The sequence below is a fragment of the Halobacillus sp. 12SKB genome, assembly GCF_052941655.1.
On the sequence record NZ_JBRFWR010000001.1, the window covers coordinates 4,031,255 to 4,046,438 of the forward strand.

The 15,184-nt window shown below is 42.7% G+C and carries 16 protein-coding genes; 9 read left to right on the forward strand and 7 right to left on the reverse strand.

Annotated elements, in window-relative coordinates; translation table 11 throughout:
- The first annotated feature begins 45 nt into the window (after window positions 1-45).
- A complete protein-coding gene (locus ACQ4XT_RS20300) occupies window positions 46-243 on the forward strand; it encodes a cold-shock protein (protein ID WP_035510016.1) in 198 nt (65 codons plus the stop codon).
- A gap of 666 nt (window positions 244-909) precedes the next feature.
- Here ACQ4XT_RS20300 and map read toward each other — a convergent pair.
- Both map and ACQ4XT_RS20310 read right to left on the reverse strand, forming a co-directional pair.
- Window positions 910-1,665, reverse strand: a complete 756-nt coding sequence (map, locus tag ACQ4XT_RS20305) for a type I methionyl aminopeptidase (RefSeq protein WP_446855460.1) — start codon at window positions 1,663-1,665, stop codon at window positions 910-912.
- An 87-nt stretch (window positions 1,666-1,752) separates the two neighbouring features.
- Window positions 1,753-2,307 (reverse strand): sugar O-acetyltransferase, encoded by a 555-nt coding sequence (locus ACQ4XT_RS20310; RefSeq protein WP_446855462.1) that lies wholly within the window; start codon window positions 2,305-2,307, stop codon window positions 1,753-1,755.
- Between the two features lie 88 nt (window positions 2,308-2,395).
- On the opposite strand from ACQ4XT_RS20310, the gene ACQ4XT_RS20315 reads away from it, so the two are divergent.
- From ACQ4XT_RS20315 to ACQ4XT_RS20325, 3 genes are all read left to right on the forward strand, one after another.
- Window positions 2,396-2,896, forward strand: coding sequence for a GNAT family N-acetyltransferase (locus tag ACQ4XT_RS20315; RefSeq protein ID WP_446855463.1), 501 nt, complete (start codon window positions 2,396-2,398; stop codon window positions 2,894-2,896).
- 613 nt (window positions 2,897-3,509) lie between these two features.
- Complete coding sequence (locus ACQ4XT_RS20320; protein WP_220583899.1) at window positions 3,510-4,232, forward strand: ABC transporter ATP-binding protein; 723 nt, start codon at window positions 3,510-3,512, stop codon at window positions 4,230-4,232.
- A complete protein-coding gene (locus tag ACQ4XT_RS20325) occupies window positions 4,225-5,859 on the forward strand; it encodes a putative ABC transporter permease subunit (RefSeq protein ID WP_446855466.1) in 1,635 nt (544 codons plus the stop codon). The genes ACQ4XT_RS20320 and ACQ4XT_RS20325 overlap by 8 nt, the downstream gene beginning before the upstream one ends.
- A 67-nt stretch (window positions 5,860-5,926) precedes the next feature.
- Here the strand turns inward: ACQ4XT_RS20325 and ACQ4XT_RS20330 are convergent, their stop codons facing one another.
- Complete coding sequence (locus tag ACQ4XT_RS20330; protein ID WP_446855469.1) at window positions 5,927-6,133, reverse strand: zinc ribbon domain-containing protein; 207 nt, start codon at window positions 6,131-6,133, stop codon at window positions 5,927-5,929.
- Window positions 6,134-6,167: 34 nt separating this feature from the next.
- Window positions 6,168-6,587: a universal stress protein gene (locus tag ACQ4XT_RS20335; protein ID WP_446855470.1), complete on the reverse strand. Its 420-nt coding sequence runs from the start codon at window positions 6,585-6,587 to the stop codon at window positions 6,168-6,170.
- Between the two features lie 282 nt (window positions 6,588-6,869).
- Between ACQ4XT_RS20335 and ACQ4XT_RS20340 the strand changes: the two genes are divergently transcribed.
- A complete protein-coding gene (locus tag ACQ4XT_RS20340; RefSeq protein WP_446855473.1) occupies window positions 6,870-8,330 on the forward strand; it encodes a SulP family inorganic anion transporter in 1,461 nt (486 codons plus the stop codon).
- A 14-nt stretch (window positions 8,331-8,344) separates the two neighbouring features.
- On the opposite strand, the gene ACQ4XT_RS20345 is transcribed toward ACQ4XT_RS20340, so the two are convergent.
- Window positions 8,345-8,899 (reverse strand): GNAT family N-acetyltransferase, encoded by a 555-nt coding sequence (locus ACQ4XT_RS20345; protein ID WP_446855474.1) that lies wholly within the window; start codon window positions 8,897-8,899, stop codon window positions 8,345-8,347.
- A gap of 988 nt (window positions 8,900-9,887) precedes the next feature.
- Between ACQ4XT_RS20345 and ACQ4XT_RS20350 the strand changes: the two genes are divergently transcribed.
- A complete protein-coding gene (locus ACQ4XT_RS20350) occupies window positions 9,888-10,760 on the forward strand; it encodes a DMT family transporter (RefSeq protein ID WP_446855476.1) in 873 nt (290 codons plus the stop codon).
- A gap of 75 nt (window positions 10,761-10,835) precedes the next feature.
- On the opposite strand, the gene abc-f is transcribed toward ACQ4XT_RS20350, so the two are convergent.
- A complete protein-coding gene (gene abc-f / locus ACQ4XT_RS20355; protein ID WP_446855478.1) occupies window positions 10,836-12,416 on the reverse strand; it encodes a ribosomal protection-like ABC-F family protein in 1,581 nt (526 codons plus the stop codon).
- A gap of 283 nt (window positions 12,417-12,699) precedes the next feature.
- On the opposite strand from abc-f, the gene ACQ4XT_RS20360 reads away from it, so the two are divergent.
- Together ACQ4XT_RS20360 and ACQ4XT_RS20365 are read left to right on the forward strand one after the other, a co-directional pair.
- Entirely contained in the window at window positions 12,700-13,233 is a 534-nt protein-coding gene (locus ACQ4XT_RS20360) for a dihydrofolate reductase family protein (RefSeq protein ID WP_446855479.1), read from the forward strand.
- Window positions 13,230-13,853 (forward strand): class I SAM-dependent methyltransferase, encoded by a 624-nt coding sequence (locus ACQ4XT_RS20365; protein WP_446855481.1) that lies wholly within the window; start codon window positions 13,230-13,232, stop codon window positions 13,851-13,853. Before ACQ4XT_RS20360 ends, ACQ4XT_RS20365 begins: the two co-directional genes overlap by 4 nt.
- 15 nt (window positions 13,854-13,868) lie before the next feature.
- Here ACQ4XT_RS20365 and ACQ4XT_RS20370 read toward each other — a convergent pair whose 3' ends face one another.
- Entirely contained in the window at window positions 13,869-14,048 is a 180-nt protein-coding gene (locus ACQ4XT_RS20370; RefSeq protein WP_446855483.1) for a hypothetical protein, read from the reverse strand.
- A 130-nt stretch (window positions 14,049-14,178) separates the two neighbouring features.
- Between ACQ4XT_RS20370 and ACQ4XT_RS20375 the strand changes: the two genes are divergently transcribed.
- A complete protein-coding gene (locus ACQ4XT_RS20375) occupies window positions 14,179-15,156 on the forward strand; it encodes a S66 family peptidase (RefSeq protein WP_446855485.1) in 978 nt (325 codons plus the stop codon).
- Window positions 15,157-15,184 lie beyond the last annotated feature (28 nt).

The following is a 15,184-nucleotide window of genomic DNA, read 5'->3' on the forward strand; positions in this document are numbered from 1 at the left end:
AATAGTAATACAATGTGGAGTTTTTCCACGCAGGAGGTAACGTACATGGTTGAAGGTACAGTAAAATGGTTTAACGCAGAAAAAGGTTTTGGATTTATCGAAGTAGAAGGTCAAGACGACGTCTTCGTACACTTCTCTGCTATTCAAGAAGAAGGCTTCAAGTCTCTTGAAGAAGGACAAGTTGTAACTTTCGAAATTGAAGAAGGTCAGCGTGGACCACAAGCAGCTAACGTTCAAAAATAAGAACGTATAAAAAACTCCCCTTTCATAGGGGAGTTTTTTTTATTACTCAAATGAAACAACCTTCCTTCACTAAAGCTCCCTTTTCTTGAAGACTCAGTTTCGAGATTTTTGTTGAGTGGATGGGGGCTGCGGGGAATAACTCGCTTTCCGCGGGAGCGCGGTGAGCCTCCTCGGACTGCGTCCTGTGGGGTCTCACCCTGCACTTTTTTCCCGCAGGAGTCTCGCCATTCCCCTCCGCCCCTTTGCTATATATGGGTCTCGAAACCACTTCCCGAATAATCAGCTATTCAGTGTAATGGGAGTAAAAGGATACTCCCAAGCCGAGGTACTTGAACCCTGAAAGCTTGATACAGAGCGTTTCATGCCTACAACAATCGGGATAGCGGGAGACCTTGCAACTTGGTATAGGTGTTCGTTATCCCCTTCATCAAATGGGGTGGTTGGGAAGCTGCGAGACTCCCGTGGGAGAAAGGAGATAGGCGAGATCCCGCAGGACGAAGTCCGAGGAAGCTCGCCACTCCCCCACAGGAAAGCGAGTAGCTTCCCAGCCACCCCTGGCGCACAATCCAGGTAACGAACCCTGGAAAGTCTCGAAACTGAGTCTTCCACAATCCTGCCATATTCTTCAATAAAAAAAGAAGGCTCAATGGAGAGCCTTCTTTTTGCTTATCCTTCGTCCTGTTCAGTAAGAATGAAAGGACCTTCTTTTGTAATGGCTACGGTATGCTCGTATTGGGCGGAAAGTGAGCCGTCGATGGTACGTGCCGTCCAGTTGTTTTCATCCATCTGGCTTCCCCAAGCACCAATGTTAATCATCGGTTCAATCGTTATAACCATCCCTTCTTTCAGTCGCGCTCCTTTTCCAGCCGCACCAAAGTGAGGAATATAAGGATCTTCATGAATAGAATCACCAATTCCATGTCCTGTGAAGTCACGGACTACGGAATAGCCTTCTCCTTCTGCATAGGACTGGATCGCATGGCCGATATCGCCAATACGGTTCCCAGGAACAGCTTGCTCAATCCCTTTATAAAGAGAAGTTTTCGTGACATCCATCAACTTTTGAGCTTTTTCACTAATCTCTCCTACGGCATGTGTCCAAGCTGAATCAGCGAGAAAACCATTCAAGTTAACGACCATATCAATGGTCACGATGTCGCCTTCTTTCAATTTTTCCTGGCGTGGGAAACCGTGACAGATTTCATCATTGATGGAAGCACATGTAGTGAATTCATACCCCTGGTAACCTTTTTGCTCACCCGAGGCTCCACGTTCGGCTAAGTACTTTTCAACGAAATTTTCGATTTCCATAGTCGTTACGCCGGGTTTAATAAACGTGCGCAGTTGTTTATGAACACTCGCAAGAAGCTTTCCGGCTTCGTGCATCTTTTCAATTTCTCTTTGACTTTTACGTTTGATCATTTGCTCAATCCTCTCTTTTTCTATTACGTATGCAAGTATCCTCTAGTATGATAACGAAAAATTGGAGGAACGACTACCCTTTTGAATTCAGTCTACCCTGCGAATTTCCTTTGCAGGGTTTCCAGCTACAAACACATTCGGCGGAACATCTCTCGTCACCACTGCCCCTGAGCCAATTACGACGTTCTCTCCAATGGTCACTCCTGGGTTGATGACTGCACTTCCTCCGATCCATACATCATCACCGATGGTAATTGGTTTGCCCGACTCCAATCCACTTGCCCTTGTTTTTCGATCCATTGGATGAGTGGCCGTGTACAATTGGACATTCGGGCCAATCAGCACTCTTTTTCCGATTCGAATATCACAGACATCCAAAAATACACAGTTGTAATTAGCAAAAAACCCGTCCCCTACATGAATATTGTAACCATAATCACAATAAAATGGGGGTTCGAGTCCCATATCCCCTTCAATCGTACCAAAAAGGTCTTGGATCAGCTGCTTACGATAATGGTCTTCTGTATCTTTCGTCTGGTTCAATTGATACGTCAGTTGCTTAGCACGTGAACGTTCCATCGTCAATTCTTCGTCCCAGGATTTATACAATTGGCCTGCCAGCATCTTTTCCTTTTCAGTCATAAGATCACCTCAGTCATTGAATACGTTCTCTCTTTACTTTACCATAGTTTTTCGCTAGTCTAGGAACAACCGAAGGAGGTCATTGACTATGCAAGTACGCGAATTGAATCAAGCAGACGCTAAAGAATATTACGATTTGAGACTTGAGGCGCTACTCACCAATCCTGATGCGTTTATCACTACATATGAACAGGAAAAACAACGTCCTGATCCAATCAACACCATTGCAGAGAGGCTTGAAGGTGAGACCTCCCGTACGTTTGGGCTATTTGTTGAGGAAACGCTGGCAGGTGTCGTCACCTTAGTGAAAGAAACTCATCCAAAGTTTTCCCACAAAGCTTCCATTGTAGCCATGTACATAACCAAAGACCATAGACGAAAAGGTGGCGCAGAACTTTTGATCAACGAGTTAATTCAATTTGCCCGTGCCATCGAGCTGGAAGTGCTTCACTTGAGCGTAGTTACAGATAATCACCCAGCCCAGGAGTTGTATAAAAAGCTTGGGTTCCATACTTACGGCACAGAGGAAAAAGCCATCAAATTACCAGGTCGCTATTTAGACGAAGATCATATGGTCCTCTTTCTATAATCAATCAGACAATCCCACATAAGCCCCTATTTTTGAAGACTCAGTTTCGAGACGTTTGTTGAGTGGATGGGGGCTTCGGGGAATAACTCGCTTTCCGCGGGAGCGCGGTGAGCCTCCTCGGACTGCGTCCTGTGGGGTCTCACCCTGCACTTTTTCCCCGCAGGAGTCTCGCCATTCCCCTCCGCCCACTTGCCGGAAGAAATTCTCGAAGCTACCTTCCAGCAATAGGAGCTTTTATGGTTGAGAAGCCTATGTCAACGCGGTTTATGCAGGATTTAAAAGAGTTTTAGGCAGGTACTATAAGAGGGATTTCGAGAACCTCATATGGTAAAGGGGCGGAGGGAAACGGTGAGACTCCTGTGGGAAGTGCGTGGTAGATGAGACCCCGCAGAGCGTTAGCTCGAGGAGGCTCATCACTCGCCCACGGAAAGCGAACCTTTTCCCGGAGCCCCTAAATCCAAACAAACATCTCGAAATCAAGTCTTCCACAATCCTTCCATTTTCTTTAATAAGCAGTGGAATTACATAAAAGCACTGGTGTTGGAAATTTGAAACATTCTCCGTTTTCTTTCGTATAGAAAAGAGGAAAGCAACTTAAGTAAAGGGTGAAATTATGATAGAAATCAATCGCATCTCTAAAAGCTTCGCAGGTAAGCAAGCGGTGAAAGACCTTGACCTTTCTGTTCCAGATGGTAAAATCTTCGGCTTCCTCGGTCCGAACGGAGCTGGGAAATCAACAACAATCAAAATGATGACCGGAATTTTACCCATTGATGAAGGCTCGATCATTATGAATGGTATTGATGTGGCGAAAGAACCGATGAAAGCAAAGCATCAATTTGGGTATGTCCCTGACCGTTCAGACATTTTTCTCAGGTTAAAAGGAATCGAATATTTGAATTTTATTGCTGATGTGTTCGAAGTGCCAAAAGATATACGAAAAGAAAAAATCGAACATTTGACGAAAAGCTTCGGGATTTATGAGGCGTTGAATGATCATATACAGACCTACTCCCATGGTATGAGACAGAAGATTGTAGTCAGTGGTGTACTGCTTCATGATCCAGACGTATGGATTCTTGATGAACCGTTAACGGGGCTGGATCCGAAGTCTTCCTACACACTAAAGGAAATGATGCGCGACCACGCCAGAAGAGGGAAAATCGTCTTTTTTTCCACCCACGTTTTAGAAGTAGTAGAACAGCTGTGTGATGAAGTCGCAATCATTAACAATGGTCATGTACAGTTCAAGGGAAATATGGCTGAGATGAGACAGCAATTTAAAGATGATGATAATCTGGAGCAATTGTTCCTGGAGCTGACCCAAAATGAATAAAGCGTGGAAATTGATGCGCGTCATGGTCAAAATGCAGTTGTCCATGGCTAATAAAAGCAACACGGAAAAATTCGGATTTGTCATAATCGGCCTCATGATGATTCCTTTCGGCCTGCTCATATTGTTTTTCATTCAAGGGATCATTGGAAACATGTACGCTGCCCTTGAACCACTAGGGAACGAAGGGGTTATTCTCGGACTATTGTTTGTCATGATGACTTTTATTTTCTGTTTCACGAGTATAGGGACTGTACTCAGTTCTTTTTACTTCGCCGAAGATGTAGAATCATTTATTTCTTTACCTTTCCAGCCATATCAAATATTATTTGGAAAATCTGCTGTTCCATTTCTATCGTTATACGGTTTAAATACGATATTGCTGCTCCCTTCCCTCGTATTTTACGGCTTACATAGTGGGGCCGGAGCTCTATATTACCTACTTGCGATCATCGTCTGGGCTTTGACGCCGATTATTCCTTTCGTTTTGACTGCTATCGTCTTAATGTTTATAATGCGCTTCGCTAACATATCAAGAAATAAAGATCGGACGAAAGTTCTCGTTGGACTCCTTGGGTTTGTCTTTGCTATTGGAATCAATGTACTGCTTCGATTGGATTCAGGTACAGCTAATGTCGCGGAAATGCTGACACAGCAAAACGCTCTCCTTGAGCTTGTTACGAAATTTTTCCCAACTGCTTACTTCAGTAGTATCGCACTTACTGAAATAGGGTCCTGGACTGGACTTTTTTACTTTGTAGTGTTTATCGCCTTATCTCTAGTTGCTATTTTGTTGTTCCTTACAGTCGGACAAAAATTATACTTTAAAGGAGTATTAGGGTTATCCGGCGGGAAGCGCAACAAGTTCGACGAAGAAAAAGTTCAGAAGCATTTAAAGCAACAGTCTCTATTAACGAGCTTATGGCAAAAAGAAATGCGGATCATCTTTCGAACACCGACTTTCTTCACACAAATTGTCGTACAAAGCCTTTTCTTTCCTGTATTTTTGATTGTTATTATGATGTTGGACCCCAACGGCCCACTTACGGGATGGGGCACGCAGCTCAATGTAATAGAAGGGAAGAAAGTGATTCTAGGGATGTTTGGGCTCACAGTTGTCGCACTTGGAATCAACCCGGCCTCCTTTTCTTCCATTTCAAGGGATGGAAAGAGCTGGTTCAACCATTTGTATTTGCCGATTCCATCATCGACAGTCATTTTAAGCAAGTTGCTCGTTTCTTTTTTCATGAATTTACTTTCCATACTGCTTTTAAGTTTGGCCGCATTAATCGTCCTTAAAGTACCTTTTATCATCTGGCTCCTCTGGTTTATCATTTCTTTAATTACAGGCTGGGTCGCAAGCATCGCTGGGCTTATGATCGACTTATACAGTCCTAAGCTGAATTGGACGGATGAGAGAGAAGTATTTAAAGGAAGGTTTATTGGAATTGTTCCTCTAGCCCTGGAAGCTGCGGTCTTCGGGGTCGTCATTCTTATTTTGTGGAATAGCAGCTTGGAAGGGGTTTGGACTGTGAGTATTATGCTGATTCTTATATTATTAATCATCACTGCCATCACCCAATATTTCCTGAATCGTATGGTTCAAAAAAAATACTATAAAATTGTTTAAAACTCTAAAAAAGCTCTGAGTAAAAACTCAGAGCTTTTTTTATATTCCACTATCGTTCAGTTGATGTTTAGCCTCCAAAGAAGAAGTCAAGAATGTTCCCTGCTTTGGAAGCATTCTGATTGTAAAACTCTGAGTACCCGCAGTTTTTACAATAAACAACGGTGAACTTATTGTTTTGTACATCCATCATTTTTGATAGACCAGAACCTGTCATAGATACATCTTTTTTTCCTGCATCTGTACTTCCACATTTGATACAGCCTTGATCATTCATTAGGTAAAATCTCCCTTCCAGGTTATCATAGAAATTATTTCACAATCATTACTGGGCATTTCGCTCTCTTTGCCACTTTATGACTTACACTTCCTAATACCATTTCCTGCAGGGTGTTCAAACCTCTACTTCCAATGACTACAAGATCAAAGTTATTTTCATTTGCATATTTAACGATTGTTGGGCCCGGTTCACCATGTTGTATGTTTATTTGATACGAAGCATTTTTCTCCTGAAGGATGTCTTCAATTGGTTTCAACCTCTGCTGTCGACGCTTTTCTACTAAACCTTGATTCCCTTCGGACAAAACATCTGATTTCGATTGCTCGCCGTCGATCACATAAACGATTGTAATCTCGCCGTCCCCTTGCAAGTTGGCAAGCTCTGCAGCACGTTCGGCCGTCCGTATGGAGTGCTCGGATCCATCTGCTGCTACTAATATTTTCTTATACATCGGAATTCCCCCAGTCCATATTCTTCTATTGTTTTCATTTTACCATTTTCATTAATTATACAGGTGAAAAAACTGCCATTAAATAACACCTAATAAAATAAATTTTGTATAGTTTAGGTCTATATAAGCGAAAAAGAGAGAAAAAAAGAGAGAAATATTCATTAATGCGCTTACATGGGGTTATGTAATATCCCTTAAAGGTGATATAATCTGATCGTTCTTGCCGGATTTCCGTATTGTCACGGACAATACAAAACAAAAATAATAGAAAGAGGTGCGCAATTGAACACAGAAACAATTAAACAACAATGGTTTGGAAACGTAAAAAACGATGTGCTTTCAGGCATAGTTGTCGCTATGGCGCTCATCCCTGAAGCGATCGCTTTCTCTATCATCGCTGGAGTCGACCCCATGGTAGGATTGTACGCTTCCTTCTGTATCGCTGTCGTCATTGCTTTTATGGGTGGGCGTCCAGGTATGATTTCTGCCGCGACCGGAGCTATGGCCGTCCTGATGGTTACTTTGGTCAAGGACCATGGTTTAGAGTATCTACTGGCTGCTACAATTTTGACGGGAATCCTACAGTTTACTTTAGGTGCATTGAAAATTGGTCAGCTTATGAAATTCATTCCTAGGTCTGTCATGATTGGTTTTGTGAATGCCTTAGCCATTCTCATTTTCTCATCACAACTTGTCCATTTTGAAGGGGCAGGGTTAGCTATGTATGCGATGGTAGTTGGTTCATTAGCTATTATTTATATACTACCTAGGTTTACGAAATCCGTTCCATCACCACTTGTGGCTATTGTTGTAATGACAATCATCGCCATCACGACAGGAGCTGGATTGAAAACAGTAGGAGATATGGGTGAATTATCCAGTACGTTACCAATTTTTCTACTGCCAGATATCCCATTGACGTTCGAAACACTACAAATTATTTTCCCTATCTCGCTGGCTCTTGCTTTTGTAGGGTTACTTGAATCATTATTAACTGCACAGATTGTAGATGATATGACAGATACTGTGAGTGATAAAAACAAAGAAGCCAGAGGACAGGGAATGGCAAACGTTGTTTCAGGGTTCTTCGGTGGAATGGCTGGTTGTGCCATGATCGGTCAATCAGTAATTAACGTCTCTTCAGGCGGGCGTGGACGATTATCAACACTCGTAGCAGGAATATTCATGATGATGCTGATTATTGTATTCAATGATCTCCTCGTTCAAATTCCTATGGCCGTCCTTGTTGGAGTCATGATTATGGTATCCATCGGAACGTTTGATTGGAGTTCGCTCACACGCTTCAAAAAGACGCCAATTACAGACAGTATCGTCATGGTAGTAACCGTTGGTACAGTAGTACAAACTCATGACCTGTCTAAAGGTGTCATTGCTGGTGTCATCTTGAGCGCTATTTTCTTCGTTGCTAAGATCTCAAAAGTAAAAGTTGAGGAAGTCTTCGACAAGAATGCAGAAAAAGTGGTTTACCATGTCAGTGGGCAAGTCTTTTTTGCTTCCACAGACAGCTTGATTAAGCATTTCGACTATGATGTTAAAACATCTCATGTAGTCATCGATTTCACCCATGCCCATGTTTGGGATGACTCGGCTGTGGCTGCTATTGATAAACTTGTAACGAAGTATGAAGAACGTAATATAAATGTTGAGATTGTTGGATTGAATAAGGACAGCTCTCAACTTGTCCAACGACTTACAGTCAATGACAAACTAAATGCCTCATAAGAAAAGCGCAAGGCTTAAAGCCTTGCGCTTTTTTCTATCCATTCTTCCCTGAGGATACTGTAGACACAGGAATCCTGCCATTTCCCTTTCACAAGCAAATCCTTCCGAAGCGTTCCTTCTCTAACCATTCCGACCTTTTCAAGAACCTTGATCGATCCGATATTCTCCGGATTTGATGTTGCCACCACTCGTTGAAGTTCACAGTGTTTAAAACAATAGTTGACCATCAATTGAACGGCTTCAGTCGCCAGACCTCTTCCCCAATAATCATGGTGAATGATAAAGCCGATTTCCCCAACACCATCCCAGTCTCTGATATTCATCTCTATATTACCAACTATACGGTCGTTTTCTTTCTCTACTATAGTAAACACGTGGCGGCTTCTATGCCTTTGTTTCCGATCAATAATCACCTGACGGACGAAAAAGAGACTGTCTTCCTCTGTGTTCGGTCCCCACGGCAGGTGTTTTACCGTCTCTTCATTCGATGAATAAGGGTGAAAAGCTGACCAATCTTCAAGAAAGACTTCCCGAAGATAAATACGGTCATTCTCTTCAATCACTTTCACTCCATCACGTCCTATATCCTTTAATTTATATCACTTATAAGATAGGCTTTTAACTTTTTCATCCAAGGACTAGGATCTTCTTTCACCATATACGCGCGTACACCTTTGTGCGTGTGCAGATAAAGCGTTCCATACATGGGCGAAGATTTTCGATATGAAACATCATGGATGGCATGAAGAGGAAATGTTTCCTTTGGTGACACGACCCTTGTTTCAAACAGCTTCAACTTGTCTTCTTTCTCTAAATAAAGCTGCTGATTATTTTCTATGACACGCGTTCTCTCAAATATTGGTTGAGAACATATCAAATTCTATCGCCCTTTCCTTCTCTTTTACTACTCTAAGTATATCGCACTTTTCAAGACCATGTATAGACAATCCACTATGTTCAACAATATGGCAGAATTGCGGAAGACTCCGTTTCGAGATACCTCGGGGTTCGTTGCTTGGGATGAGCGTCAGGGGTGGCCGGGAACCTACTCGCTTTCCTGCGGGGATGACGGCAAGCCATTCCCGCGAGAGTCTCGCAGCTTCCCCCCATTCGAAGAGGGGATAAGCGAACCCCCTTGCTCAAAAGAGGGCTTCCCACCATCCTGGTTTTATGATCATAAATCGCACTATACCAAGGTCTTAAATGCAGAATAGCGGCCTCGGGAGTCAATGATCAAGTGCATAAAAGTGGCTTAATAAAGATGTGTTTTCGAGTTACTTATATAGCAAAGGGCGGAGGGGAATGGCGAGACTCCTGCGGGAAAAAAGTGTATGGTGAGACCCCGCAGAGCGAAGCTTGAGGAGGCTCACCGCACTCCCGCGGAAAGCGAGCTATTCCCCGCAGCCACATCCACTCAACAAAAGTCTCGAAACTGATTCTTCAAGAATAGTGAGCTTTTGTGGAAGGAGTGCATCTGGCTTTCTTTCGAGGATATTTTGTATTAGGATGGTAAAGGTGTTTTTTTTGCACAACCTAAGTACAACTGGAGGAACCATCATGAGCAATCGAAATAAAGGAATCATACTTCTACTCATATCTGCCTTCGGATTCTCTATGATGGCGGCACTCGTCAAGCTGTCTGGAGACGTTCCGACTGTTCAAAAGACTTTATTCCGTAACCTTGTATCAGCGATTATCGCTTTTTGTTTTGTCCTATACAACAAAGAACGATTATTTGGTAAAAAGGAAAACCAGAAGCTGCTGCTCTCACGTTCTGCACTTGGTACGATCGGGATGGTTTTGTTTTTCTATGCCATTGACAATCTCGTACTGTCAGATGCGGATATGCTTAACAAACTCAGCCCGTTTCTGTTAATTATTTTTTCAGCCATCTTCTTGAAAGAGAAAGCACGTCTGTATCAAATCATCGCAATTATTATCGCATTTATTGGTACACTGTTCATTATTAAACCTGCATTTTCAGTCGAATTCATCCCTTATCTTGCAGGGATTTTCTCTGCTGTGTTTGCGGCTGGCGCTTATACTTTGCTTCGTGTTTTGGGAGATAAAGAAAAGTTTTATACCATCGTCTTCTATTTTTCATTTTTCACAACGGTCACCCTGCTCCCTTTCACCATTGCTTTCTATGAACCGATGAGCATGAAACAATGGGTGTACCTACTCTCCGCTGGTGGATTTGCGACGTTAGGACAATTTGGCTTGACCATCGCTTACAAATTCGCACCGGCCCGAGAGATTTCAATCTTTTTCTATTCTACAGTCGTCTATTCAGCACTCATCAGTATCATATTATTTGATCAAGTACCCGATATCTTCAGCATCCTCGGTTACTTCACGATCTTTGGTGCCTCTCTTTATATGTTCTTGAGAAATAACAAAGAGGCCAAGAAAGTCGAGACGGCTCGTTAGCCTGTAAAACAATCGCGAGATTAACAAAAAGACCTTATCATAAAAAAAAGCGACCATGACCGGTCGCTTTTTTTTTTAATCCTTTTTCAGTTTCTTTAGTTGAGACAACGTTTGTTGATACTCAGACTCCATCCCCTCAACATCATCATTCGGCCCAGGCATGCTTAGTCGACTGATGAGTTCCGTCAACCTTGTTTCTAATGCCATCTGGTCGTAGGTTTCGTTATCTGCGACGGGTGGATTCTGTACATACTCTTCCCATTGCTTCCAAGTACCATCAAAAGTTTTCAGCCTCGAATCTTCAATTATCCATAATTGGTCCGCTGTTCTCTCGATAAATGTACGATCATGAGTCACAAAGAGAATCGTTCCTGGGAAATCACAAATCAACCTTTCTAAAGCTTGAATAGCCTCGAGGTCCAGATGGTTTGTCGGTTCATCCAGCAGGAGGAAAGGCGCTCCGCTAGCCATGAGTTTTGCGAGAGACAGCTTCACACGTTCTCCTCCACTTAACTGGGCTATGGTTTTGTTCATATCATCAGCAAAGAATCTTAAGCGAGCAAGGATGATCCGTATTGTAGTTTCGGAAAGTGAACTCCCTGTGCTTGCATAGTCGTACACTTTCTTCTCTAAAGGTAAATCTTCCAAAGTCTGGTGAAAGTACCCGACTTCTACTCCCGGAGAAAGCCATTCCGTTGTTCTTAAAAGATGTTGGATAAAGGTGGATTTTCCTGTTCCGTTTCCACCCATGAAGGCTGTCTTCGACCCATTCTTCAATGATAATTTAGGGCTGGTAAAAAGAAACTTAGATCCCGCCTGGACTTCAGTCTCCTCCACCGTCCCCAATACTTTTTTACTTGATGGGTTCAATTTACTGAACTCCATTTTCACTTGATCCCATTCCATCGGCTTTTCTGTCTTCTCAAGACGATTCAACCTGCGCTCCAAGGTCTTACCGACACGCTCTACCTTCTTTTGGTGGGCCGCCGCTTTGTTTTTCCCCAGCTGCCACTCAGACCTCCCCATTCTTTTAGGTGGTTTTCTCATCCCTTTGGATTGGGACTGCTTCTGACGGATTCTTTCTTCAATCCTTTTCTTTTCCTTTACATACTGTTCATGCTTTTCGTACTTCTGCTTTCGTTCAAGTTCCTTTTGTGCTTCATAAAAATCATAATCCCCGTGGTATTCCGTTATCTCACCTTGCTCAAGTTCCCAGATTTTATTGCAGCACCGGTTGAGCAACATTCGATCGTGGGAAACAAGGATATAGGCACCTTTATGATGGAGAAGATCTTCTTCTAATGATTCGATATGCTCCCAGTCCAGGTTGTTAGTTGGTTCATCAAGAAAAAGCAACGAATGGCCCTTTTCAAGCACTTGTTCGAGACGTGCGAGTGTTTTTTCTCCACCACTCATCGAGGAAGTTTTCCATTCTTCTTCATTCATCTGTTTCAGCCATGCATAGGAAGTGTGCCACTCCACTTGAGGGTCTACATCGAGCTTTCCTAACAAGTACTGCAACAAGAGACTTTTTCCTTCTCCATTCCTTCCTACTAGACCAATACGGTCCCCTTCATGAATCCTCAATTCTTTTATATCAAGAATGTCCCTGTTCCCGATCTGATATTGAATATTGACTGCACGCATGTTTAACATAAATAAACCTCCCTGAATCGTTCCAGAGAGGTTCAAGTCCGCCACCGCTTTTGGGCACACCACGACATACGTGAAGAGTGATGTTAAAGCAATAGAATCCTTCTTTTAAAAAAGGACAGACCAATCCTGTTTCTGGAACGAGTGTTGTTTTCTTATTCTCATACTCGTTTAGCAACAGAATTAGTACTTCATTGCTTTAAACGTCAGTCCCTTCTTTTTTAGTTACGTTTATTATATGATGAAGTGGCTTGGAAATACAAGACAAAAGAATGGAGGAATTCGTATGGGTAAAGTCACTTTATTTATTGCTCAAAGTGCTGATGGTTACATCGCAAGGGAAGATGGCAGCATTGACTGGCTGCGGGATGATACAGAAGAAGACTATGGATATGAAGCATTTTTCCAAACGGTGGATGCCGTATTTTTAGGTAGAAAAACGTATGATCATATCTTTGAATTAGCTGAAGAGTTCCCCTACAAAATGAAGGATGTCTATGTGGTCAGTAACACGCGCGAAGGCCACGACGAATTCGCAACATACCTCCAGCCTGAGCAAATTCTGCCGCTTGTGAACATGCTGAAGAATGAACAGAATAAAAACATCTGGGTCGTCGGAGGAGCAAATCTGATTCATTATTTCATATCCGCAGGCTTGATTGATGAATACCGGATCTTCATTCAACCAACATTGATCGGCAAAGGCATTCCACTATTTCAAAAACATGACCAGGAAGAAGAGTTGCAGCTTACAGAGACAAAAGCATATCAAGACGGTATGCTGGCGATTACTTATGACAGAAAGGAAGAGAGCCATTGATTCCGCAAAATCTAAAAAAGAACCTCACTGTAGCGTATGACCGTCAGTCGAAACAACGGAATCAATCACCTACACAAGATTGGAAAATCGATGAGCGAATGGCTTTCTTGCAAAGATTAAGGGATGAGGAGAAACAATCTTTGCTCGAAATTGGGTCCGGGCCAGGAAAAGACAGTCTATTCTTTTCACGGGAAGGTCTCGACGTTTATGCAACGGATTTATCTGAAGAAATGGTGGAACATTGCCGTGAAAAAGGTTTGAAAGCAGATGTGATGAGCTTTGATGACTTACAGTTTCCGGAAGAATCTTTTGATGCTGTCTGGGCGTTGAATTGTCTGCTTCACGTACCCAAAGAGAATCTCCCTGAAGTTCTCAGAGGTATTCGGAGTGTTCTCAAAAAGGATGGACTCTTTTATTTAGGAGTTTATGGCGGGATCAGCCACGAAGGAATTTGGCAGGGAGACTTTCATGAGCCTAAACGCTTTTTCTCTTTTTATGAAGACAATATTCTTGAATCTCTTCTAAGCACTGAATTCAAGCTCGAAGTATTTCACAAAATCCCATTGGATGAAGTTGAAGATGGCCCCACTCATTTTCAGGGAGTGATTTTAAGAAAGTGAGTGGAGAGTTACGATTCACTCGCCTCCCCCATCTCCACCGCCATCTGAATGGTCGAACTGATGAAATCCAGGCTGCCACGTCGCGTCATCTTTTTTAGTGGAAAGGGTTCGACTACTCGTTGACTGGCCCACAAACCTGAAGATAAGAGCTAAAAAAGCAACAACAAGGATAAACCCGATAATGGTTGAGAACATAAAACTCCTCCTTTCTTATACCTACGATTCGATTTTGAGATAGTTTCAAAATATTCTAAATGCGGATGGACGCAGACCATACTTTTTGGTATAGTTGTGTAATTTACCAATGCACGAAGGAGGAAAACCCATGATTCCTGAGAAATTGAAAAAGGGAGATGAAATTCGAGTGATCTCCCCCGCAAAAAGTTTATCCATTGTAGCACCTGAACAACAGAATCTTGCCGTAGAGCGATTGAATCAGGCGGGATTCAAGGTAACCTTCAGTACATATGCAGCAGAAAGCAGCCCTTTCATCTCCAATCCCGTCGATCACAGAGCAGCAGATATTCACGAAGCTTTTTCTGATCCGAATGTCAAAGCCATTTTGACTACTCTCGGCGGATATGACAGCAACCAATTGTTGAGCTATCTTGATTTTGATCTCATCCAAAAGAATCCAAAAATTTTCTGTGGCTATTCTGATATTACGGCTCTGTCTAACACGATATATCAAAAAACAGGACTGGTGACATACAGTGGTCCTCACTTCTCCACTTTTGGCATGGAAAAAGGAATTCACTACACGTTCGATCATTTTATGAAAGTTTTCACTGAAACAGAACAGCTACACATACGCCCAGCGCTTGAATGGAGTGACGATCACTGGTACTTGGACCAGCACGAACGACAATTTCACACCAACCCTGGCTATGAAGTGCTGCATGAAGGAGTGGCTGAAGGAATTTCCTTAGGGGGGAATCTTTGTACATTGAACTTGTTACAAGGGACGCCATTCATGCCTTCACTCGAGGGTACAATCTTGTTCATTGAAGATGACCTGTTATCAGACCCCGCCACCTTCGACCGTGATTTACAATCGTTGATCCATCAACCTGACTTCGATGGTGTCCGGGGAATAATCATCGGCCGCTTCCAAAAAGAATCAAACATGGATGATGAAACGCTTGTTCAGATTCTAAACTCTAAAAAAGAGCTCGACCAATTACCAGTCATCTATAATGCCAGCTTCGGACATACTACCCCAATTTTCACTTTCCCTATCGGAGGACGGGTAAGAGTAGAAGCTCATAAACAATTTCCAAGAATTGAACTGCTGGAATATTAAAAGGAGCCCGGTTTAACACTGGGCTCCT

Coding starts and splice junctions, on each gene's coding strand:
- ACQ4XT_RS20335 (WP_446855470.1), bottom strand. CDS start 6,587: ATGTATAAGAAAATATTAGTAGCAGCAGATGGATCCGAGCACTCCATA.
- ACQ4XT_RS20320 (WP_220583899.1), top strand. CDS start 3,510: ATGATAGAAATCAATCGCATCTCTAAAAGCTTCGCAGGTAAGCAAGCG.
- ACQ4XT_RS20330 (WP_446855469.1), bottom strand. CDS start 6,133: ATGAATGATCAAGGCTGTATCAAATGTGGAAGTACAGATGCAGGAAAA.
- ACQ4XT_RS20300 (WP_035510016.1), top strand. CDS start 46: ATGGTTGAAGGTACAGTAAAATGGTTTAACGCAGAAAAAGGTTTTGGA.
- ACQ4XT_RS20370 (WP_446855483.1), bottom strand. CDS start 14,048: ATGTTCTCAACCATTATCGGGTTTATCCTTGTTGTTGCTTTTTTAGCT.
- ACQ4XT_RS20325 (WP_446855466.1), top strand. CDS start 4,225: ATGAATAAAGCGTGGAAATTGATGCGCGTCATGGTCAAAATGCAGTTG.
- ACQ4XT_RS20310 (WP_446855462.1), bottom strand. CDS start 2,307: ATGACTGAAAAGGAAAAGATGCTGGCAGGCCAATTGTATAAATCCTGG.
- ACQ4XT_RS20360 (WP_446855479.1), top strand. CDS start 12,700: ATGGGTAAAGTCACTTTATTTATTGCTCAAAGTGCTGATGGTTACATC.
- ACQ4XT_RS20350 (WP_446855476.1), top strand. CDS start 9,888: ATGAGCAATCGAAATAAAGGAATCATACTTCTACTCATATCTGCCTTC.
- ACQ4XT_RS20315 (WP_446855463.1), top strand. CDS start 2,396: ATGCAAGTACGCGAATTGAATCAAGCAGACGCTAAAGAATATTACGAT.
- map (WP_446855460.1), bottom strand. CDS start 1,665: ATGATCAAACGTAAAAGTCAAAGAGAAATTGAAAAGATGCACGAAGCC.
- abc-f (WP_446855478.1), bottom strand. CDS start 12,416: ATGTTAAACATGCGTGCAGTCAATATTCAATATCAGATCGGGAACAGG.
- ACQ4XT_RS20375 (WP_446855485.1), top strand. CDS start 14,179: ATGATTCCTGAGAAATTGAAAAAGGGAGATGAAATTCGAGTGATCTCC.